The following is a 21,784-nucleotide window of genomic DNA, read 5'->3' as shown; positions in this document are numbered from 1 at the left end:
CTCAGACTTGATTGGCACTGCAAGGAATACCACAAGTATAGTCATTATATTTAAACGAAGATGCACTAGCTGTCTTCTGTATTGTATTTATATATCAAGAGCATAGGAAATTCTCAGCTCCACAAAGCGTAGATCAACTTTCTGTTACCTTGAGATACCATGGGTTGAAAACTGTCAATGTCTGAAGGTTAACAAATATTTAATTATGCCGTTCGCGCCTGACCGCATCTTTCCTGCAACACACCTACTAGGTTCGATTACTTAACAAGAAAAGACCGTCACAAAGCACACGCAACGATCTTCCGATGTTAGACGCTAGATCAACTCTTATTCTGATTATACGCATTCATCCGTGTCTGATATGAGATAGCACTTTCCCCGGGTTGTTGCGGGGAGGGTTGCCAGCCTTTCTGGGCCTCATCGCGGCCCTGATTGGTGGAGCCCGCGTGGGTGTTCTGGCCGTTGGTTTTGTAAGGATCGTTCGTATTGGTCATCGTGAGCACTCCTTTCTGTTTGGCTCGGTGGGGTTGAGGCTTAGAGTTCCGGTGTGGTTGTGGCGGCCGCGTTGAGACGGGCCAGTGCGCGCGTGATATCATCCTGAAGGTCTTCACGGACGTCTGACCACATTTCTGTGGCCAGTGCCTGGTGGTCAAAGAAGATCGCTTGGGCGTTTTCCAGGCTGCCATCGGCGCGAGCTAGGATGGTATAACTCAGAGAATACCCACAGCCATGGCGGGGCTGTAAGATCGGTGTGAAGGCCCCGCTGCCCGCGCGGGCGCGGCCACTGCTGAGAAACTCCAGCGCACTAAAGCGCATGGCCACCATGCGCCGTGGGCCACTGCTTTTGACACGCCGTTGACAGCGCTCCAGAACAGCACCTGTGGCAAGTTGCCCTTCTAGGTCAAAGTGCCAGTCATAGGATTTCCGGCGGCTGCTTGTGTCTTGATTAGCGGGGGTGCCATAGGTGGTGATCAGCGCCGTGGTAAAAGCCTCTGCGGTTGGGGCATTCAGCGGTGACGGCGCATAAAACCGCGTGATCACCATCACACCTGTATTGGCATCGCCGGGCACATGATATAACCCCAGATTGTCTTGGCTGTAATCGCGGAACTCACTCTCGCTATAGGGCACGGTGATCTGACGGTAGCGCCCGTCAAGTTGCCGTGCGCCACGGACCACACGGCGGGAGGATTTGGCAATACTGATGCTTGCACCCTCAGGCACGAACTGGTCCAGATCCCCCAAGGGCGTGCCCAGGGTCACCCCGCGAATAGCTGGGTCCGGAAAGACCCGGGACCCATGGGATGGACCGTTGACCTGGGTCAGCTGCCCCTTTGTGCCTTGCCATTGGTCCACCAGTTCCAGGGTGAGACCAGCCTCTGTTGTCTGCAATACCATCTGATCATTGCGACAATTGCCATTGCGGTCCTGAATGACGAAGGCCTGGAACTGTCCTGCTTCTGATCCCCCAGGGGCGATCACATAGTCACAGTTGACGGTCAGGCGTTTGACATTGAGCAGCGCGCCTTGATCTGTGACCTGCAAGCTCAGATCCAGATGCCCGCCGATGCCACTGGTCTTCACACGGCCCTCCCAGTGCCCCTCAATCTGATCAAGCGTTTGAACGGGCCGTTCTGCCTCCGCCAGACCAAGCATCATGGCAAGGCTGAGGGCACTCAGGGCGGGGGTGAGAACGGGATGTGCAAGCATCAAGGGGGTCCTTTTTGAGCGGTGGCGCGGGCTTCAAAAGGGATCCCTTTTGATAGGGCTAGCATATCCGCTTCGCTTTTGTCCCCGGTGCCTGGTTTTCCACAGTTTTTTCGGCGGAGTTGGGCCGTTCAACACCCCACTCACGGCGGTTTCAAAAGGGATCCCTTTTGGAAAGAGGAAAATGCGCCATGATTAAAGATTGCGTGATGTATGAATCGGTTCAGACTTTGAGAATGGGCAAACGAAAGCCAGCAGGTCGAAAGATTGGGTATGTGCGTGTTTCAGACGCGGATCAGTCAGAAGATTTGCAGATTGATGCGCTGAAAGCGGCACAGTGTGATCTGATCTTCAAAGACCATGGCCTTTCGGGGGCACTGACTGTACGGGCGGGGTTGGATCGGTTGATGGCAGAACTGCGCGCTGGAGACACATTGGTGGTCTGGAAACTGGACCGCTTGGGTCGTTCAACGATCCATCTGTTACAAATCCTGGAAACGCTGCAAACCCGTGGCATTCACTTCACCGCCCTGACGCAAGGCATCGATACCAGCACCGCGGTGGGCCGGATGATCTTTGGCCAACTCGCGGTCTTTGCAGAATATGAACGCAGCCTGATTTCAGAACGCACCAAGGCAGGTATGAGAGCGGCCAAAGCTAGGGGTGTGCGTGTTGGGAGACCATGTCGTAAAGGGCACAGACTTCGATGACGCTCTGTGTTTAAGTGTTTAAAAATATGGAATTAAATGAGTTTTTACGATATAATACACTATGCGTTCTGATAATTGGTGGATGTACAACGAAGAAGACCCTTTCGAGGAAATGGCCCGACAATTCGTCGACTCAATGGGGGCACCCTTTACGGTGACGATGGAACATTTTTATTGGGCTTATGTTGATTGGTTGGACGAAGAAACTAATTGGCCAACAGCTGAATGGATGTTGGAATGCGAAAAACTGTATGTTCCGAGCGAGCAGAAGTCTTTTGACAACATGTTCAAGCGTGCTGTCTTCTCAAGGTTCATTCGCAGAGAAAAGCGTGGTCAAACAAGGCCCCCATGGATACTACCTGCTACGCCAGAACAGTTGCAACAGGCTGACGTGTGAGCTATCTCTAGAATACAACCAGTCAGAGAAAAGATTTTGCATGTCAGAAGATGATGACGAAAATGATTATTCCCGCAAAGGCAATACTTCACCCGAATACAAACCGAGGCGAGCAAAACGCAATGGTCTGACGCCAAGGGGGATTGGAAGCGAGAAAATTATCATTGAGTTTGAACCTGATGATGAATTCTGGGCCGCGTCACCTGAGGAAGATGATATGTCAAATGACCGGAGAAGGCATGATGACGATAGACCGCTCGCGATTAGGACAGGTGACCCTGAGGTTGACGCCGACTCTGAAGCCAAAGGCTATAGGCTCGTCACAGAAAGCGAGTTGAAGGGGCCCGTCGATGCTAGCGTCGAGAAGATGAACGACCCTGACACCCGGACAAATGAGACCTTCATTAAAACTGGGGACCCTGAAGTTGATGCATATTTTAGCCAGTTTGGTGAAATGATCTCGCAAGAGGACTGGGAAAAGGCCAAAGCTGATGAAATAGCTAAAGCGCGCCAACAATCAAGGGACAAAGACCGTGGAAAAGGGCGTTAGCAGTTCTGTGATGAGTTCGGTGGGTTTGCCCCAGCTAAAAAAGCTGTTCGCGGTGCCCTCTCTGGACCGTCTCATCAATGATGTCTGACATTTTGGCGTTTGCAATCAAACCATTTAACCACATAACATACTCGGCGCCATGGTACTTGTTCACCATGTAGGGTAGATCTTCTCCCCAGGGGCCATAGGACATCCGAAGTCCGGCAAAAACCATTTGTCTATTTTTGAACATAAGCGGCGTCTCACCGTCGCACTGCACAGAATACCCCAGGCGCATCCCGCCAGTATGCTTTCGATCGAAGCAATATCTCCCGATTGTGATTACCTCAGAGGTAATTATTATCCGCGTTCGCGGATTGAGCAGCCAATACAGCAGAAAAAGCAAACCAGAAAAAACGATGATTAAGGTGATCATTGGCTGGAAAGTGAAATAGGCTTCATTATAGACGCTTCTACCAAAATTATCTTGTGTCCAGCTGTCTTCGACAATGCCCCAAATTCCACCAAGGACAATGGCGATGTAGAGCAAAAATGGAGCCAGCACGTAAGGCAGAATCCACCATGTTCGGATATGTGTTGGCAGTGAAACCTCGATTGTTTCATCACTACCATTCTGGGCAGCGTGTATTTTAGCGCCGTTCGGCATTTCACGCGGTTTCACATCGACCTTATCAAACGATAGCGGTGTGTTGCTTATTGTTTCCAGCCCTACAGTCTTAGCCGAGGACGTGTTTGTTTCAGTGTTGGTCATCATGCTTTCTCATATGTTCGAAAAATGGGTCGGTGTATGGAAGGCGCTTCATGAAAACTGGGTCAGCACCAGGGTAGATGATCAGTTGATTTCCGGATTGCCTGGAGAAGAAATACGCAATTTCTTCCGGTGCTAACAACGCGTTCGCCTGAAGCGACTTCGACTGTCCACTGAAACCAGTTGCGGCTTGTTCGGTTGACTGTTCACCTTGGGAAATCGAAAGGGTTGAACTCGTTCCCAAGCGCTCTGACACATATTTCAATGATGTCATGTCATTGAGGCCGAATGTTTGGAATACAGACGCGTTGCCCAGAAACGTTTCCCATCGATCACCGTATATGTGTTTGAGTTGAGACAGGTCTTGCCAGATTGACCAAATTCGTACACCATAGCCTGCAATAAGCCCTGCGGCGGTTTCCAACGCTTTCATGTACCCAAGGACATGCATTTCATCGAGGATCATCAGCGCCGGGATGTCAGGCACATCTTGGTTCCTCTCAATGGCACCCAAAAGCCGGTTAATAAATAATCTAAAAAATCGGAAATGCCGGTGGAGCCGCGCCGCAGGCAGGCAAAGATAGACAGAGCATCGACCGTTCTTCCAATTCTTCAGGTCCAAAGATCGCTGCCCTCCTCTTAGAATACCGGCCATTGGAGGCGACGACAGAAATGCAATGTGCTGTCTGATAGTGGAAAGGACACCGCTCAACTCTCTATCACTCATCCCAGCGAGGGCAGACGCAGCTTCAAAGGGAACGCCATGAGCGGGTAAGGTTTCCTCATCATTCCCAGCTCGCATCATGCGGGCAAGCTGCAGGTCAAAGGGACCAGCTTCTCCATCAATACCCATTGGCAGGAATAGCAGCCGCTGCACCTCAAGCAAGGTTCGGGTTTCAGGGGCATCTGAGATCGCTACCCATGCAATGAATCCTCGAAGAATCAATCGTGCTGACGATATCCAGTGATCGTTTTCCTTGCCCGGTTCTGGAACCACCAATGCATCGGCAATAGCGTCGCATTCATCAATGAAGTCATCACTTTTTGGGTCTAGTCCGTCTATCGGATTGAAACCGGCACGATAGTCTTCAGCAACATTGGCAATTCCAAAGGCGTCGATGACAAAGACATCCTGCCCTATACCACCACTGGGTACACCATACCCATGGCCGCGCCGATCAGCCGACAAGGTTGCGTTCTCGCCTTTAGGGTCGATTACCAGGACTGAGCCCTCATACAACAATAGATTTGGAATAATGGCCGATGTACCTTTGCCAGTTCTTGATCCCGCTATCGTCAAAAGATGCCGGTTGTCCTTGATACCTACAGCTTGATCGTCCACCGTTCCGAGGAATATCTTGCTGGTATCGAAAGCCCAAAACTCTTCTCTTTTCAGAATCTGGGGATCCAACCACAATGCGCGAGGTGCTGTACCCGTTTCGGCAATGGTACCTGGGCGTCCCCTTGGTAGGTTTTCAAATCTCATTCGTCCTCCACTTTGCTGATGGTTGGTGACTGCTCATGTCTCAGATTTCCAATCCCTTTACGCGCGCACGGGAACGGCGGTGCGCAATGCCCTGCGCTTGCTTCCTCAGTGTTTCGAATTCCGCCCGATCTTGCCGCTGGCGTGCCTTGAGGTCTTTAAAGCGCCTTTGTAACTCACGCCGCTCGCTCATCTGCGCGATGACGAGCCTGTCACGTTGTTTCTGATCTCGCCGCGCGCATTGCAGGGCTTCCACTTCATTGCGCTTTTGCATCGCTTTGTGGGTGCCCGTTATCCGGTCAAACAAACCCCGAAGTCCTTTGTTCAAGCGATCTGACCTGGTTTTGGTTTCTTCGACCCATCGCTTGTCCTGACCGTCTTTGAAACGTTGGCGTTCCGCGCGGTGGGCTTTGGTCATGGCCCGATGTTCAGCCCGCAGCGGCTCAAGATCACGGTCATGGCGATCTTTGATTTGATTGATGTACCCCCGTATCTGATCGGTGACTTTGGATCGAATAGTGGATTTGGTGTCATCAACCGATGGCAGATTGTCGGGTGATCCAAGTTTGGCTTTGACCTCTTTGGCCTTCAGGCCTGTCCATTTGGCGATGGCGTAGACATTACCATCGACATCCAGGGCGACGAAGCCGCGCCGGTCGCCTTTGGCGAGGAAATACCCGCGCTCTTCCAAGGCATTCTTAAAGCCGATCTGTCTGTCACAGCGCTCCCAAGCCCGTTGGAAGGTCTGTTTGATCTCTCGGGGATCAATGCCTTGTCGTTTGGCCTGCTGCCATTCCTCCAGGGTGAAGTTGAGCGGTGATTTGTTGCCATAGGTCGCCAACCCATCAGGCAGTGCCCAGCCATGATCGAGGAACAGATCACGGGACAAATCCCGTAGCTTGGTCTTGAAATGCGGCAGGTTGATCGCTTTCAGCTCATCCGCATCAATGCGCGACCACACCACATGGGCATGACGTCTGCCGTCCTTCTCATGAACGATGATGGCACGGGGCTGACCACCCAGGCCCAGTTTCTCTTCAGCACGGTCTGCAGCGTTCAGGAAATCCTGTTCCGAGGCAGTATGGTTTTGCGGTGGATTAAGGCTGAGCGAAAACATGAATTGCTGACAACGGGTGGCTTTCGAAATGGCATGGGTTTCCAACAAAGCACCGTGTAAGTGATCCGAGACGAATCCTCTCAACTCTAGGATGTTAACATGATCATTGTCACGTGTATTCGTCAGGTGATCGGCCAATTGTTTGGCCCCACCGCGTTGCGACCCTTTGAGGATCATGATCTGTCCTCCAAGTCCGCACCAGCAACATCCGTTGTTTTCATTCCGAACGCCTGCATCAGCGTCACCCGCATCCACGCCACCTCAGCAATCGCGACGGTCAGGGCTTCCTTGGTTGCGTCATCCAACAACAAGGTTCCATCCTGCGCGGCTTGCGCGATCTGCTGCAAGCTGCGGTGGGTGTCATTCGCCCCCAGTCGCGCCAGGATATGTGCCAGCAGCTGTTGATCTGCCTCAGGACCTCTGCGCCGTTTACGATAGGTTGGCGCTTCCTCAGCTAACACCACCGACTTCACATAGGCTGCCAGAGGCAAAGACCCCGCCTTCCGCTCCAGGACCGTCCGTTCGTCTTCCGTCAGGCGCAGCGAAAACGGCGCAGGACGTTTCTTGCGGTTGGAACTAGGTGCGTTGTTTTGACCGGGTTCATGAGTGTGCGATCTCATGGTTTCGGCCCCCGCAATAGTTCATCCCGAAACGGCGCCAATTGATCATTCCAGTCGGACAATTCCTCAAACAAAGTGTTCGAACTTAATGGCGCTATGTCCGCCAGACAGTTACAACTGCTGTTTGCGCCACTTAGGTTGATCTAAGCTACAACCCGTTCACAGGGACTTTCAGCATCGGGCGGCCGTCCTTGTCCTTGGGCACTTCGCCGGCGCGCATGTTGACTTGCAGGGACGGGATGATCAGTTTGGGCATCGCCAGGGTCGCGTCGCGTTCGGTGCGGAACTTGACGAAGTCTTCCTTGGTCTTCCCGCCGCCCACGTGGATGTTGTTGGCTTTCTCGTCGGCGACCGTCGTTTCCCACTGAATATCCCGCCCGTTCGGGCCATAATCATGGCACATGAACAGCCGCATGTCATCGGGCAGCGCCAGCACCTTCTGGATGCTGTCGTAAAGCTGCCCCGCATCGCCACCGGGAAAATCCGCGCGGGCCGAGCCACCGTCAGGCATGAACAGCGTATCGCCGACAAAGGCTGCATCGCCCATCACATGCACCATGCAGGCGGGGGTGTGGCCGGGCGTGTAGATGGCGAAAGCCTGCATCGTGCCGATCTGATAGGTATCGCCGTCCTCAAACAGCTGATCGAATTGGGACCCATCCCGCTGAAACTCGGTGCCTTCGTTGAAGACCTTGCCGAAGGTGTCCTGCACGACCATGATCTTCGCGCCGATACCGATCCTGCCGCCCAGTCTGTCCTGAATATAGGGCGCGGCCGACAGGTGGTCGGCGTGTACGTGGGTTTCGATGATCCAATCCAGCGTCAGGCCGCGATCCCTGGTTTCGGCAATCAGGGCATCGGCGTGATCATAGGTGATGCGCCCCGCCGCATAATCGATGTCCATCACGCTGTCGATAATAGCGCAATGGGGGCTGGAGGGATCCTTGACGATGTAGCTGATCGTGTTCGTGGCTTCGTCAAAATGGCCCGACACATCCGGCCGCACAGTCATATCGATGGGATAGGTCATGGCGTTGTCCTCCTTATGCGGGGGTCTGTCGGCGGGCGGCCAGCGCCGCCTGAAGTATCTTGGCCGCAATGATCCCTGCCAGTAAAGCCCCGACGAAGATAAAGACCTCAGAGCGACCCGTGCCCAAAGCAGGCAAGGCGCCGCCAGGGCAGAACCCGGCGATGCCCCAACCGACACCGAATATCGCAGATCCTGCGATCAGCGGCAGATCCAGATCACGGCGCGTCGGCAGTTGAAAGCCGGATGCCAGCAATGGTGACGGGCGTCTTAGCACAAAGCGATACCCCACGAATGTCACCGCCAGCGCACCACCCATGACAAAGGCCAGGCTGGGGTCCCATGTTCCGGCGATATCAAAGAAATTCAACACCTTGGCCGGGTTCGCCATGCCGGAAATCGATATGCCGACACCAAAGATCAAACCGATGACATAAGACAGGATCAGGCGCATGGGTTATCCTCCGATCAGATGGCGGATCACGAAGACGGTGATACCGGTTGTCAGCATAAATGTCACTGTGGCCACAATGGACCTTGGCGAAAGACGCGCCATTCCGCAGACGCCGTGACCCGATGTGCAACCAGACCCGAACGTCACGCCTAGCCCCACAATAAAGCCACCGACCAGCAGCATAGGCGTCGAGACAGGCACCTGAACGGCGGGCAACTGCCCCGTTACGAACATAATGGCGACGGGGCCACTGATCATCCCAGCCAAAACAGCGGCACGCCACGACCAGTCAGACAAATTGGCGGGTTGCAGCAGGCCCGCCACAATACCCGTCGCCCCCATAATGCGCCCCAGGGTGGCCATCAGCAAAACAGCGGCCGCGCCGATCAACGCACCACCGGCCAGGGATTGAAGCGGAGTAAAGACCGTTTCCATCACGACACCTTGCACGTTCGAATACCGAATAGAAGATAAAGCGGGCAAAACCGCAGGGCCCAGGTTGCAACCAGAATGATCCCCGCAGCAACCGAAATCACTGTCGCCGCCATCGATGAATAAAGCGTCAAACCACTGACGAACGGCATCACCAGCAAGACGGCCCCCAGGATAAACCGGAATACCCGGTCCAATGTACCAACATTTACAGTCATATCGCAGCCCCTTCGTTTTTCAACAGACCAAACATAGCGGGCCCGGCCGTAATCTTCGGTGACATAGTCACCAAAGGCAGTGAACTGTAGTAGCAAACACTTATTCAGAACTATGAAATCAGTATCGCAGGGTAGCGCCGGCCCGAGGGCGGCGCAATCGCGCCGCGTCGTGATGGAAGCACGCCTTTGGCGTGACGGGGCGGGTCGGCGCGGCCCGGTGGTGCCCACCGGGCGGATTTGTTTACCGCTTTCATTCAGCACTTTAGTTCGAAACTTTAGCCATGATGATCAGCCAAACGTTGCAGTTGCACGCGGTCCAGCAGCGTTATGCTGCCCCTGCCCTGCTGGACCCAACCGCGTCTTTGAAATTCCTGCAACTGGCGCGAGACAACTTCGCGCGCGGTGCCCAGTTCGACGGACAGCATCTGATGGGTCGTCTTGATGACCCCGTCGGCATCGGCCAGCTTGATCAGTTTATCCGCCAGGCGCACGTCCATCCTTTGAAAGGCCACCTCATCAATCACCAAAAACAGATCGGTGATACGCTTGGAAAACGCGGCAAACACAAAATCACGGAAGGACTTCGACTGCGCCACCAGATCGTCAAACACCGCGCGGGGCACGGCCGCGGCCTTGACCGGCGTCTCGGCAATGCCTTCGGCTGAATAATCATCATAGGCCAGCAGACAGGCCGTCGTCAGAACACAGCTCTGACCGGCTTCGATCCGATACAGCACAATTTCATGCCCCGTGTCAGACACCTGCTGCACCCGCACGGTGCCCTCAAGCAAAAACAGCATGTTTTCGGGCGAATGACCGGGGCCGAAAATCATCGTGCCCTGCGGCACGTCGATCATCTTGCTTTCGGTCAGCAGCAACTCTTTTACCTGCGGCTCAAGCCGCGACAGCCCCGGAAAACGCTCAACCCATTGATCTGGCGTTTCCATGCCCGGTTGCCCCATCAGACTGCCCGTTCAGGCGCGTTGGTGCAGTTCGGTGGCGGCCACGGTTCTGATCCGTTCAATCATCGCCCGCAGCCCATTCGACCGCTGCGCCGACAGATGATCATTCAGGCCCAACCGGGCCAGCTCTGCGGCTGCATCGACCTTGGGCACCTCGGACAATGGCAATCCGCTGTAAAGCGCCCGCAGAATGGCGATCAGGCCGCGCACGATCATCGCATCGCTGTCACCGCGAAAGGCGAAAACCTGCCCGCCGTCGGCATCGGTGATCTCGGGCACCAGCCAGACCTGACTGGCACAGCCTTCAACCTTGGTGGCGGGGACACGGAATGCGTCCTCAAGCGGGTCCATCGCCTTGCCCAGTTCGATCACATGGCGATAGCGATCTTCCCAATCATCCAGAAAGTCAAAGGTTTCAGCGATGTCTTCAAAGGCTTCAGCGGCCATTGGTCGTGCTCCTGTTCATCTGGATGACAGTTAGGCCCCCCTGCCGCAAAGGTCCAGTGCAACGACCTGTTCAGAACATCTTTTCAATGCCGAACGGATAGGATACGCCACCCGTGCACAAGTATTTCGATCGGAGGTTTCATGCGCGCTTCAGTCTTTGCCATCCTGAGTCTTTCACTGGTTCTGGCGGGCTGCGCAACGGTCCGCGAAAGTCGCATCAATCCCATGAATTGGTTCGGCAATACGCAGGACGAAACCATGGACCAGACAGCCCAGGCCGAGGTGCCGCAGGACCCCCGCCCCTTGGTCAATCAGATCGTATCGCTGCAGGTTGACCGCGCCCCCGGCGGCGCTGTAATCCGTGCCGTTGGCCTGCCCCCGACCCAGGGTTATTTCGCCGGTGAACTGATCCCGCGGCAGACCATTCAGGATGGCGTTCTGACCTATGATTTCCGCGTCGTTCCCCCGATTGAGCGCGCGGCGGTTGGCACCCAAGCCTCACGTGAGGTTGTCGTGGGTCGTTTTGTCACCGACCAGCGGCTTGCAGGCGTCCGCGTGATCCGCGTGGTCGGCCAGCAAAACGCCCAAACTGCCCGGCGTTAGAGTATTACCTAAAAATACTGCCATCCGGCCGGCACCCAACGATACCCCTCGCCCGCCGTCTCAATGTACCCGATACCGGGAAACGGCAGATGCATCCCCGCGATCATCTGCCCGGTGTCTGCGACCCGGCCGAACAAATCCATCCGGCTGGCCCGTGCCGCATCCTGATTGACGTCAAAAGCGATAGTGACATCGGGCCGGGCAAGCTGAATGGCGGGGACATGCAGGATATCGCCCACCACCAACAGGCTTTCGCCCGCGCTTTCCAGCATAAAGCCCATATGCCCTGGCGTGTGCCCCGGCAGCGGGACCGAGGTGACACCACTGACCAAATCGGCCTCGCCCTCAAAAACCTGCGTCCGGTCCTGATAAAGGCCCACGGCTGCCATTGCCAGATCAAAGAACCCCCTTATCCCCTCGGGCGACTGATCACGGATCGTTGTGTCGGTCCAAAAGGCGCGGTCAGCTTCGGCCACATGCAAAACCGCATTGGGAAACAGCGCCGCACCATCGGCAACAGCCCCGCCAATATGGTCGGGATGCAGATGCGTGGCCAGAATGCGCGTCACCTGATCAGGGGTATAGCCTGCAGCGGCCAGGTTAACCGGCAGCACGCCAAGGGTTTCAAAGATACCCACACCGGTGCCAACATCGATCAGCCACAGCTCATCCCCTGTTTCCACGGCAAAGGCGTTCACGGCCCCCAGATAATTGGCCGGATCGCGATAGGCCTGCTGCACAAGGTCATTAAAGCCCGCCGCATCAATGCCTTGCAGCAGATCCGGTCCAAATTGCAGATAGCCGTCGGATAGGGCCGTGATCATCATTTCACCCAACCGAAACCGTTGGGCGGCGGTCACTTGTGTCACGCCACCGGCGGTCTGCGCGCGCAGAATGGATGGCGCGGCCCCAAGGGTCAGTGTTCCAGCAGTGAATGCAGGTGCAGTTATCAGAAAATCACGACGTTTCATGGGGGTGCTCCTTCGGCAGGCGAATGATGACATTCGGGCAGATTGCGACCAGATGGCACAAATGTTCTGCCAGTCCGTCGGAAATGTCCAGAGCGCGCCGCGCAACGGCCCCCTTACAGGTCTTCTTCCGCCGCCTCGGCCCGGCTTTTGCCCGCGACATCCATCGCCAGAGTTGCTGCCATGAACTGGTCCAGATCACCATCCAGAACGCCGGACGTGTCCGAGGTTTCAACCTTAGTCCGCAGGTCCTTCACCATCTGATAGGGCTGCAGCACGTAAGACCTGATCTGATTGCCCCAGCCCGCATCGCCCTTGTTTTCATGGGCTTCCTGAATGCTGGCGTTACGGCGGTCCAGCTCCATCTGATACAGGCGCGATTTCAGGGCCTTCATCGCGATATCGCGGTTCTGGTGCTGGGATTTTTCCGAACTGGTCACGACGATACCTGTGGGCACATGGGTGATCCGCACGGCCGAGTCGGTGGTGTTCACATGCTGACCGCCCGCGCCCGAGGACCGGTAGGTATCAACGCGGATATCGGCGGGGTTCACCTCAATCTCGATATTGTCATCGACCACCGGATAGACCCAGACCGAGCTAAACGACGTGTGCCGCTTGGCGTTGCTGTCAAAGGGCGAAATCCGCACCAGCCGGTGCACGCCGCTTTCGGATTTCAGCCAGCCATAGGCGTTGGTGCCGCTGATCTTATAGGCCACAGATTTGATCCCGGCCTCTTCGCCCGGTGTCTCGGACTGCAACTCGACGCTATAGCCCTTTTTCTCGGCCCAACGGACATACATCCGCGCCAGCATATTGGCCCAGTCACAGCTTTCGGTGCCGCCCGCGCCTGCGTTGATCTCAAGGAACGTGTCGTTCCCATCAGCCTCGCCATCCAGCAGCGCTTCCAGCTCTTTTTCGGCGGCTTTGTCTTTCAGTTTGCGGATGGCATCCTCGGCCTCGGCCACGACGTCGGCGTCACCTTCCATCTCGCCCAGTTCGATCAGTTCGACATTGTCCGACAAATCACGCGAGATGCTTTCATAGGTGTCCAGCGCATCGACCAGCATCTGGCGTTCCCGCATCAGCTTTTGCGCCTTGGTGGGGTCATTCCACAAATCGGGGTCTTCGGTGCGCGCATTGAATTCTTCAAGCCGGTGCTGAGCGGTGTCATAATCCATCCGCTGGCGCAGCAGCTCTAACGATTTTTCAATTTCACTGACGGTGTTCTGGACCTCGGCCCGCATCAAACGCTCCTACCATGATCAGGGGCGTCTGATACCGCAGGCCGAAACGGTCGACAAGTTAATAAAGGCCGCCGGATTGCAAGGCACCTGCACTGGCATTGGGTGTCACAATCGCTGTGCCGCCGGTGGCCGTCGTCACCTGCTGACGCGATCCAGTGTCTTCCTGAACCATCGGCAGATCGCTTCCCATCGCAAAGCCGCCGTCGAAGATCACGTTAAAGACAGGCTCTTCCCCGTCACGGAAGTATTCGGCCACAACATTATCGCCATAGGCACTGTCGGGCAGGCGTGCACCGGTGAACCGGTCAATCTTGATAAAGCGGCCGCCGGGGGGCACCTGAAATTCACTGCCGCCATATTTCTCGACAGCCTTCAACATAAAGTCGTTAAAGACGGGGCCACACATTGATCCGCCCCCGGCCTCTTCGCCCAGGGGCTGCGGACGATCATATCCGATATAGCAGCCTGCCACGATATTTGAGGTAAAGCCGACAAACCAGACATCCCTGGCATCATTCGTCGTGCCCGTTTTGCCCGCTGTGGGCACAGGCAGGTTCACGGTGCGGCTGGCCGTCCCGCGCTGAACGACACCTTCCATCATCGAGGTCAGCTGATAGGCCGTGATCGCATCAATCACCTGTCTGCGGTTCGAATAGATGTGCGGCGCATATCCCGGCGTCAAAGAGGCCACATCGCAGTCTTCGCAGGTCCGCTGATCATGGCGATAAATCGTGCGCCCGTAACGGTCCTGCACCCGGTCAACCAGCGTTGGATGCACGCGTTCGCCGCCATTGGCAAACATGGCATAGGCCGCCACCATGCGGAATAATGTCGTTTCATCCGCACCCAGCGAATTCGACAGGAACCGGTCCATATTGTCATAAACACCAAAGCGTTCGGCATAATAGGACACCGTGTCCATCGTGACCTCTTCAGCCAGGCGGATGGTCATCAGGTTACGCGACCATTCGATCCCGGTACGCAGAGGCGTCGGCCCATAAAAACGACTGGTTGAGTTCTTGGGCCGCCAGAGGCCTTCTGGCGTGTCGATTTCGATCGGGGCATCCACCACGATCGTCGCGGGTGTATAGCCACTGTCCAGCGCCGCCGCATACACAAAGGGCTTGAAGGCCGAACCGGGTTGGCGCAGCGCCTGCGTGGCGCGGTTAAAGACCGAATGCTGATAAGAAAATCCACCCTGCATCGCAATCACACGGCCGGTATGCACATCCATGGCCATAAAGCCGCCCTGCACCTCGGGCACCTGACGCAGCGACCAGCGGACAAAGCTGCCATCGTCATCGCGCGTGATCTGACGGACGTGAACAATATCACCCACCTCAAGCAGATCACCGGCCACACGTGCCTGACGGGCAAGCGACCCGTCTTCGCGTTGTTTGCGCGCCCACTGCACATCTTTCGCGGGAATCCAGTGGCCGTCCTCATCATCGGGGACGCCTTCGATCCCGATACGGGCATCATTATTGCCAACCCGCAACACAACGGCTGGATACCAGGGATGCACCAGTTCGACGTCACGGGCGATCTCTACCTCGGCCAGGGCCTCGCGCCATTTCTGTTCGTCGTCCAGCAATGCAACATCCAGCGTTTTGCCGGACCCGCGCCAGACGCCCTGGTCGCGATCGTATTTCTCAAGCGCCGTACGCAAGGCACGCGCCGCTTCAAGCTGCATCTCAGGCTCAACGGTGGCACGGACGCTCAGACCACCGGAAAAGAATTCTTCTTCCCCGAAATCCTGGCTCAGCTGACGCCGAATTTCATCAGTGAAATAATCCCGTGGCGGCAGGCTGGCCTTGAAAGGCTCGAAGTCACCGTTCTGGACGGTCTTCAACGGTGCGGCCAGCGCCACTTGGTATTCTTCATCGGTGATATGCCCGTTTTCGTTCATCTCACGCAGAACGAAATTGCGTCGTGCAACGGCCCGGTCCATTTGACGGACCGGATGATACCGCGACGGCGCCTTTGGCAGCACGGCCAGATAGGCGGCTTCCTCAATCGTCAGGTCACGCAGGGGCTTATTGAAATAGGTCTGCGCCGCAGCCGCAACACCATAGGAATTCTGGCCCAGGAAAATCTCATTCAGATAGATTTCCAGAACCTCTTCCTTCTCAAGCGCCTGATCAATCCGATTGGCCAGGATCAGTTCCTTGATCTTACGCTCGGCCGTGCGGTCGCTGGACAAAAGGATATTCTTGGTCACCTGCTGCGTGATCGTCGACGCACCGCGCAGGTTTTCACCGCGCGATTTCACCGCATCGACAAAGGCCGCCGCCATACCGCGGGTGTCGTAACCTGAATGGGTGTAGAAATTCTTGTCCTCAGCCGAAATAAAGGCCTGTTTGACCAGTTCAGGGATTTCTTCCGAAGATGCAAACAAACGCCGCTCATTGGCGAATTCGTCGATGATCCGACCTTCGCCCGAATAAATCCGGCTGATCGTCTTGGGTGTGTACTGCGCCAGACTTTCGTGGCTGGGCAGATCATGGCTGTAAATCCAGAACACGCCACCGATGGCCAGCGCGACAAAAACCGCACCAAGCGTCAGCATCGTAAATATCGCGCCGAGGAATGAAGTTATAAATCTAAGCACGGGGTCAAGTCTCCGGATTTTGCCTGTTCTATATACGCGGCTTGCGCTTCGGGGTCAAAAGGCAGCTCAAGCTATTTTTCGCCGAACGCACCTGTTTTCGGCAAACCCGCAACACCTTTCATCAGTTCCGCACAAGACGCGCGCGCGCCTGATCGCCATGCTGCCACAGCAGGATCGCCTCGGTTATACCACGTGCGGCCTTGGCGCGCCATTCGGGCGATTGCAGGCGCTTGCGGTCGGTTGCGTCGGACATGAAGCCCAGTTCGATCAACACAGACGGGATATCGGCCGCTTTCAGCACGTTGAACCCCGCCTGACGATGCGGCCGCGAATTGATGGGCCCTGCGTGTTTGTCCAACCCCTTGACCAGCGTTTGCGCCAGATGCACCGACCGCGGGTCCGTTTCCAGCCGGGCGATATCCATCAGCACCATGGCGATCTGATCGTCCTGCGCGCTAAGGTCTACACCCGCGATCAAATCTGCGCGATCATGGCGCTGCGCCAACAGGGCCGATGCGGTATCTGACGCCGTTTTGGCCAGCGTATAGACCGTAGCCCCCCGCGCCTGGCCTTCGGGCAGAACATCGGCGTGGAGCGAGATAAACAGATCCGCCCGCGCCCGATGCGCCGCTGAAATCCGTGCGCCCAGCGGCACAAACACATCCGCATCGCGCGTCAACACCACATCGACCTGTCCTGTCTGGGTCAACATGGCGCGCAGTTCGCGGGCAAATTCCAGCATAAGATCGGCCTCAACCAAACCGCCCACCATGGCACCGGGATCAATACCGCCGTGCCCTGGATCCAACATGACGATCAACCGGTTGTCATCGGACACCACGGTCCGAAGCGGTGCATCGATCTGCCAATCCAAGCCCTCAGGCACGTTCGAGGCCAGGGCAAACGTCGCCTGATCCACAGCTTTCAGATCAACGTCCAGAAGCCCCCCACGCAGGGTCGCGTGGTCCACGACCATCGGTTGCGCCAAATCAAGGATCATCCGCGACCAGCCATCGCCAATCCGACCAAAGCGCAGATTGCGGGCGTTATCAGCGTTCAACACCACCGCCGGACGAACCCCCGTCCAGTCCAGCGACCGAAAATCCAACACCAGCCGTCGCGGATCGTCCAGTGTAAAGGCGCGATACGGCACCGCGCGGTCCAGATGCAACGCTACATTCAGCCCATCGCGGGTGTCGGAAATACTGCTTCTGGCCACATCGACCCGCGCCGTCTGCGGCACATCCTGCGCCCAGGCGGCACTGGCAACACCTAGACAGGCTACAAAAGCCAGAAAAACCTGCTTGATCATTCCACTGCTCTTTTTTTGATTGGATACACCAAAACCAACCGACATAAAACCGGAATTCATCACAGGTTCGTCACGCGCAAAGCCGTAACGTCGCACTGTCATACCTGCCCCATTGGCCTGTTTTCTTTTGTTTTGGCCGCGCAAAACGGATCAGGCGGCGCTGGTGTCAGGCTCCGAAAATGCGGGACAGAAAGCCCTTCTTTTTCGGAGCAGTCAGTACAAGAAACTGGTCCACATCGCCCTCTTCCAGATATTCCTCATGTCTGAAACCGATATCCAAAGCGGCCAGGTTCAGGGGAATATCAAAGATGTGATCAACATTTTCGACGTCGGCATCCTGAAGCGCAAAATGCTTTTTCCTGATCTGCTTATAGCCGTCAGGCAGGGTACCCGTTTCACTTAAATTCCGACGGTCAGAGTCGCTTCCATCATGCGACATCTTCCAGATTTGTTCGCCCCGATGCCAGAATTCAGCGGAACTGTGCATGACGGTTTCATTGACCTCGCAGATATAGGTCTGAAAATCATATAGCTGCTCTGCGATCTTATCTGACGACGCTTGACCAAACCCCTGATCTTCCGACCATAAAACGGTCCAGCCGCTTTTGGTCAGCCGCGCGACCCACCAATTGTCGACTGGCATTTCGTCAGCTGATCCCTCAATCTCTAGTCCAAGTGCATGAACCAACTGTTTCGGTTCGGCCCTGCTGGCCAAATAGCAAATTCTGAACCCCAAATTCCTGTCCCCCTGTGGCTGCCCCTGGACGCACCAAGTCAGGACCTTGCTCATAAAGGCAAGCGCCCCCAACATGTTGCCATGGGCCCTGTCGCCGAAAAGTGACAATATGGGCAGATTTATGCTGTAGTCGCAATCTTAGAAAAGATATTCAGCGTGCGTGCATGAACGCACGCAACCGGCTCAATCCCTCACGCATATCCTCGGTCGATCCGGCGTAGGAAAACCGCAGAGTCTGACCGCCGCGCACCGGGTCGAAATCCAGGCCGGGGGTCACGGCAACACCGGCCTGTTCCAAAATCTCGGCGGCGAAACCCAGACTGTCATCGGTCATCGCGCTGACATCGGCATAGACGTAAAACGCCCCATCGGGTGGGGCGATCTTGTCGAAGCCGATCTTTGGCAGCTCGTCCAGCAACAATCGCCGGTTTTCGGCATAAACCGCCAGATTGGCCTGCAATTCATCCTGCGCGTCCATCGCGGCCAGGGCGGCCAGTTGCGACACGTGCGGCGCACAGATGAACATGTTCTGGGCCAGCCGTTCCACCTGACGAACGTGATCCGGCGGCACCACCATCCAGCCCACACGCCAGCCGGTCATGCTGAAATACTTGGAAAACGAATTGATTACATAGACGTCATCGCTGATTTCCAGCGCGCTGACGGCTTTGCGATTATATTGGATGCCATGGTAAATCTCATCACTGATGAAACTGGTCCCCTGCGCCTGACAGACCTGGATCAGCCCGGTCAGATCACCTGATGACAACATTGTCCCCGACGGATTAGCCGGTGAGGCCACCATCAACCCCGCCAGATCCTGCCCCCTGATCTGATCCGGCACCGGCTGATAGCGGTTTTCTGCCGAACATTGCAGGCCCACGGGCACCAGGCTCATCGCCTTCAAAATCTGCCGATAGGACGGATAACCGGGTTCGCCCACCCCAACACGATCGCCTGCATCAAACAGCGCCGAAAACGCCAGAATGAACGCACCCGACGATCCGGGCGTCACGATAATGCGCGCAGGGTCGACCGTAACCCCATACCAGTCCTGATAAATCTGCGCGATCCGGTCCCGCAGCACCGGCAACCCAAGCGCCACGGTATAGCCCATCGCGCCCTGCCCCATCGCGGCCTCAACCGCCTGCACCGCCGCCTTGGGCGCGCCTGTGCCGGGCTGGCCGACCTCCATATGAATAATATGGCGCCCCGCGGCCTCGGCCCTTGCCGCGGCCTGCATGACATCCATCACAATAAAGGCATCGACATCGCCACGGGTTGAGTTTCTCATGCGTCACCTCTTAAACTGGGTCTACAGCTTCAAGCAGCAGGGTACGGCAACGTCAATGCACAGATTTTTCATCATTCTCTTTTTGATATTCACAACGCTGGCCACCACCGCCATGGCGCGCAGCGTCACCTTCCTGCGCGATGCCGAGGTCGAGCGGGGCCTGGATGAACTGGCCCGCCCCATTCTGCTGGCCGCCGGTCTGAACCCCAGCAGCGTCAAGATCGTGCTGATTGATGATGAAAGCCTGAACGCCTTTGTCATCGACGGACGCGCGATCTTTCTGCACAGCGGTCTTGTGATGCGCCTGGAACGGCCCGAGGAACTGCAGGCCGTCATCGCACATGAGGCCGCCCATATCGCCAACGGCCACCTGACCCGCCGCGTACAGAACTTTCGCAATTCCCGCATGATCTCGGCCGCGGCCCTTGGCCTGGCGGTGGCCGCCGGTGCAGCAGGGGCCGACCCCGATGCGGCAGGTGGTTTTGCCGTCGGGGCCAGTTCCAGCGCAAACCGTGTCTTTCTGGCCCATACCCGGAACGAAGAAAGCTCGGCCGATCGCGCGGGCATCCGTTACATGGTGGCCGCCGGCATCGATCCGACCGCCAATATCAGCCTGTTGGAAATTTTTCGCGGGCAAGAAGCCCTAAGCGCAGGCCGTCAGGACCCCTATTCGCGCACACACCCGCTGAACAGCGCCCGAATTCGCGATGTCAAAGCCGCCGTCGCCGCCTATGAAGGGCGGTTCGAAACAACCCGCGAGGCACAATATTGGTTCAACGTCGTCCAGGGCAAACTGTCTGCCTTCAAACGGTCGTCCAGATGGACCCTGCGCAAGGTGCGCAACCAGACCGATAACGTGTCGACCATGCGCCGCGCCGTGGCCTATCACCTGCAACCCGATGCCCGCCGCGCCGTGGCCGAAATTGACAAGCTGATCGCGAAAAACCCGCGTAATCCTTACGCCCACGAACTGAAAGGCCTGATCCTGCACGATAATCGTCAGTTCAACGCCGCCGCGCAATCCTATCGCCGCGCCGTCGATCTGTCGCCCAACCAGCCGCTGATCCTGGCGGGCTATGGCCGCACCCTGCTGGCCATTGACACCCGCGACAGCGTGCGCAATGCCCTGTCCGTGCTGGAAAAATCCCGCTCACGCGATCCCTATAATGCCCGTGTGCTGCGCGATCTGGCCGTGGCCTATGCCAAAACCGGACAAAACGGCATGGCGTCGCTGGCCACCGCTGAACGCTATGCCCTGCAAGGCCGGATGCGTGATGCCAGCGTGCACGCCAAGCGCGCCTCGGACCTGTTGCCCAATGGATCTGCCTCTTGGCAACGCGCGATGGATGTGCTTCGTGCCGCCAGTGCCGCCGAAAAACAAAGGAACCGCGGATGAGATACCTTTACGCCCCCCTGACCGCCCTGACGCTGGCCCTGCCCGCCCAGGCGCTGGACCTCGACAACATGACCGACGCCGAACGCGATGCCTTCGGTCAGGCGGTCCGCAGCTATCTGCTGGAAAACCCCGAGGTGCTGTCCGAAGTCGTGCAGGAACTGGAAAACCGCCAGGCCATCGCCCAGGCCGCCCAGGATCAGGAAATGATCAGCGCCAACGCCGAGGCGATCTTTGGCGACGACCATTCCTGGGTCGGCGGCAACCCCGAAGGTGACGTGACCATGGTCGAATTCATCGACTACCGCTGCGGCTTCTGCCGCCGCGCCCACAGCGAGGTCACCGAACTGGTCGAAACCGACGGCAACATCCGCCTGGTGATCAAGGAATTCCCGATCCTGGGCGAACAGTCCGAAATCTCATCCCGCTTCGCCATCGCCACCCTGCAACTGGGCGGGCCCGAGGCGTATAAGCAGGCCCACGACACCCTGATCACCATGCGCAACGACCTGACCGCGGCGTCGATCACCCGTCTGGCGCAGGAACTGAACCTTGACCCGATGGCCGTGACCGAACGGATGGGCAGTGATCAGGTCACGCAGGTCATCGCCGAAAACCGCGCCCTGGCCCAGACCATGGGCATCAGCGGCACACCCACGTTCATCGTCGAAGACGAAATGCTGCGCGGCTACCTGCCCCTGGAAGACATGCGAAACATCGTCCAGGACGTCCGCGCAAACTAACATCC

The 21,784-nt window shown here is 56.7% G+C and carries 24 protein-coding genes; 6 read left to right on the top strand and 18 right to left on the bottom strand.

The annotated features are described in order from the left end of the window. Positions 1-320: 320 nt before the first annotated feature. Both H7848_RS14680 and H7848_RS14675 read right to left on the bottom strand, forming a co-directional pair. Entirely contained in the window at positions 321-494 is a 174-nt protein-coding gene (locus H7848_RS14680; protein WP_208352878.1) for a hypothetical protein, read from the bottom strand. Between the two features lie 40 nt (positions 495-534). After that, a complete protein-coding gene (locus tag H7848_RS14675; protein ID WP_208352876.1) occupies positions 535-1,710 on the bottom strand; it encodes a hypothetical protein in 1,176 nt (391 codons plus the stop codon). A 188-nt stretch (positions 1,711-1,898) separates the two neighbouring features. On the opposite strand from H7848_RS14675, the gene H7848_RS14670 reads away from it, so the two are divergent. The 3 genes from H7848_RS14670 (at position 1,899) to H7848_RS14660 (ending at position 3,364) form a co-directional block, all read left to right on the top strand. Continuing rightward, positions 1,899-2,417 (top strand): recombinase family protein, encoded by a 519-nt coding sequence (locus tag H7848_RS14670; protein WP_237072767.1) that lies wholly within the window; start codon positions 1,899-1,901, stop codon positions 2,415-2,417. Between the two features lie 61 nt (positions 2,418-2,478). Further along, the gene (locus H7848_RS14665; protein ID WP_208352873.1) at positions 2,479-2,814 is read left to right on the top strand and encodes a hypothetical protein; all 336 of its coding nucleotides are present in this window, start codon (positions 2,479-2,481) and stop codon (positions 2,812-2,814) included. Between the two features lie 40 nt (positions 2,815-2,854). Then, the gene (locus tag H7848_RS14660; RefSeq protein ID WP_208352871.1) at positions 2,855-3,364 is read left to right on the top strand and encodes a hypothetical protein; all 510 of its coding nucleotides are present in this window, start codon (positions 2,855-2,857) and stop codon (positions 3,362-3,364) included. Between the two features lie 34 nt (positions 3,365-3,398). On the opposite strand, the gene H7848_RS14655 is transcribed toward H7848_RS14660, so the two are convergent. The 10 genes from H7848_RS14655 to H7848_RS14610 all read right to left on the bottom strand — a co-directional run bounded on the left by H7848_RS14655 (position 3,399) and on the right by H7848_RS14610 (position 10,872). Further along, positions 3,399-4,115, bottom strand: coding sequence for a hypothetical protein (locus H7848_RS14655; RefSeq protein WP_208352870.1), 717 nt, complete (start codon positions 4,113-4,115; stop codon positions 3,399-3,401). Then, complete coding sequence (locus H7848_RS14650) at positions 4,102-5,598, bottom strand: type IV secretory system conjugative DNA transfer family protein (RefSeq protein WP_208352869.1); 1,497 nt, start codon at positions 5,596-5,598, stop codon at positions 4,102-4,104. The genes H7848_RS14655 and H7848_RS14650 overlap by 14 nt, the downstream gene beginning before the upstream one ends. A 40-nt stretch (positions 5,599-5,638) precedes the next feature. Next, positions 5,639-6,889 carry a relaxase/mobilization nuclease domain-containing protein gene (locus H7848_RS14645; RefSeq protein WP_208352868.1) on the bottom strand — a complete coding sequence of 417 codons (1,251 nt, stop codon included), beginning with the start codon at positions 6,887-6,889 and terminating at the stop codon, positions 5,639-5,641. Further along, on the bottom strand, positions 6,886-7,332 hold the full coding sequence (locus H7848_RS14640) for a hypothetical protein (protein ID WP_237072766.1): 447 nt from the start codon (positions 7,330-7,332) through the stop codon (positions 6,886-6,888). The genes H7848_RS14645 and H7848_RS14640 overlap by 4 nt, the downstream gene beginning before the upstream one ends. Positions 7,333-7,480: 148 nt before the next feature. After that, on the bottom strand, positions 7,481-8,362 hold the full coding sequence (locus tag H7848_RS14635) for an MBL fold metallo-hydrolase (protein WP_208352866.1): 882 nt from the start codon (positions 8,360-8,362) through the stop codon (positions 7,481-7,483). Between the two features lie 13 nt (positions 8,363-8,375). After that, positions 8,376-8,813, bottom strand: coding sequence for a DUF6691 family protein (locus H7848_RS14630; RefSeq protein WP_208352864.1), 438 nt, complete (start codon positions 8,811-8,813; stop codon positions 8,376-8,378). 3 nt (positions 8,814-8,816) lie between these two features. Beyond that, positions 8,817-9,248: a YeeE/YedE family protein gene (locus H7848_RS14625; protein ID WP_208352862.1), complete on the bottom strand. Its 432-nt coding sequence runs from the start codon at positions 9,246-9,248 to the stop codon at positions 8,817-8,819. After that, a complete protein-coding gene (locus H7848_RS14620) occupies positions 9,248-9,463 on the bottom strand; it encodes a YgaP family membrane protein (protein ID WP_208352860.1) in 216 nt (71 codons plus the stop codon). The genes H7848_RS14625 and H7848_RS14620 overlap by 1 nt, the downstream gene beginning before the upstream one ends. Before the next feature lie 275 nt (positions 9,464-9,738). Then, positions 9,739-10,410 carry a Crp/Fnr family transcriptional regulator gene (locus H7848_RS14615; protein WP_208352858.1) on the bottom strand — a complete coding sequence of 224 codons (672 nt, stop codon included), beginning with the start codon at positions 10,408-10,410 and terminating at the stop codon, positions 9,739-9,741. A 27-nt stretch (positions 10,411-10,437) separates the two neighbouring features. Further along, the gene (locus H7848_RS14610; RefSeq protein WP_208352856.1) at positions 10,438-10,872 is read right to left on the bottom strand and encodes a SufE family protein; all 435 of its coding nucleotides are present in this window, start codon (positions 10,870-10,872) and stop codon (positions 10,438-10,440) included. A 141-nt stretch (positions 10,873-11,013) separates the two neighbouring features. On the opposite strand from H7848_RS14610, the gene H7848_RS14605 reads away from it, so the two are divergent. Beyond that, positions 11,014-11,475: a hypothetical protein gene (locus tag H7848_RS14605; protein ID WP_237072765.1), complete on the top strand. Its 462-nt coding sequence runs from the start codon at positions 11,014-11,016 to the stop codon at positions 11,473-11,475. 8 nt (positions 11,476-11,483) lie between these two features. Here H7848_RS14605 and H7848_RS14600 read toward each other — a convergent pair whose 3' ends face one another. The 6 genes from H7848_RS14600 to H7848_RS14575 form a co-directional block, all read right to left on the bottom strand. After that, entirely contained in the window at positions 11,484-12,446 is a 963-nt protein-coding gene (locus tag H7848_RS14600; RefSeq protein ID WP_208352854.1) for an MBL fold metallo-hydrolase, read from the bottom strand. Between the two features lie 113 nt (positions 12,447-12,559). Beyond that, complete coding sequence (prfB, locus tag H7848_RS14595) at positions 12,560-13,690, bottom strand: peptide chain release factor 2 (RefSeq protein ID WP_208352852.1); 1,131 nt, start codon at positions 13,688-13,690, stop codon at positions 12,560-12,562. Positions 13,691-13,748: 58 nt separating this feature from the next. Further along, on the bottom strand, positions 13,749-16,301 hold the full coding sequence (locus H7848_RS14590) for a penicillin-binding protein 1A (protein WP_208352851.1): 2,553 nt from the start codon (positions 16,299-16,301) through the stop codon (positions 13,749-13,751). A gap of 121 nt (positions 16,302-16,422) precedes the next feature. Further along, entirely contained in the window at positions 16,423-17,613 is a 1,191-nt protein-coding gene (locus H7848_RS14585) for an N-acetylmuramoyl-L-alanine amidase (RefSeq protein WP_237072764.1), read from the bottom strand. Between the two features lie 166 nt (positions 17,614-17,779). Then, positions 17,780-18,256: a hypothetical protein gene (locus tag H7848_RS14580; RefSeq protein ID WP_208352849.1), complete on the bottom strand. Its 477-nt coding sequence runs from the start codon at positions 18,254-18,256 to the stop codon at positions 17,780-17,782. Between the two features lie 244 nt (positions 18,257-18,500). Then, positions 18,501-19,643 (bottom strand): pyridoxal phosphate-dependent aminotransferase, encoded by a 1,143-nt coding sequence (locus H7848_RS14575; protein ID WP_208352846.1) that lies wholly within the window; start codon positions 19,641-19,643, stop codon positions 18,501-18,503. A gap of 55 nt (positions 19,644-19,698) precedes the next feature. On the opposite strand from H7848_RS14575, the gene H7848_RS14570 reads away from it, so the two are divergent. Then, on the top strand, positions 19,699-21,039 hold the full coding sequence (locus H7848_RS14570; protein WP_208352843.1) for a M48 family metalloprotease: 1,341 nt from the start codon (positions 19,699-19,701) through the stop codon (positions 21,037-21,039). Continuing rightward, on the top strand, positions 21,036-21,779 hold the full coding sequence (locus H7848_RS14565; protein WP_208352840.1) for a DsbA family protein: 744 nt from the start codon (positions 21,036-21,038) through the stop codon (positions 21,777-21,779). Before H7848_RS14570 ends, H7848_RS14565 begins: the two co-directional genes overlap by 4 nt. The last annotated feature ends 5 nt before the right edge of the window (positions 21,780-21,784 follow it).

Origin of the sequence: Pseudaestuariivita rosea (assembly GCF_017592335.1) — a bacterium.
Classification (GTDB): Bacteria; Pseudomonadota; Alphaproteobacteria; order Rhodobacterales; family Rhodobacteraceae; genus Parasulfitobacter; species Parasulfitobacter rosea.
Note: the sequence above shows the minus strand (reverse complement) of the source record. Positions and strands in the feature narration are given on the sequence as shown.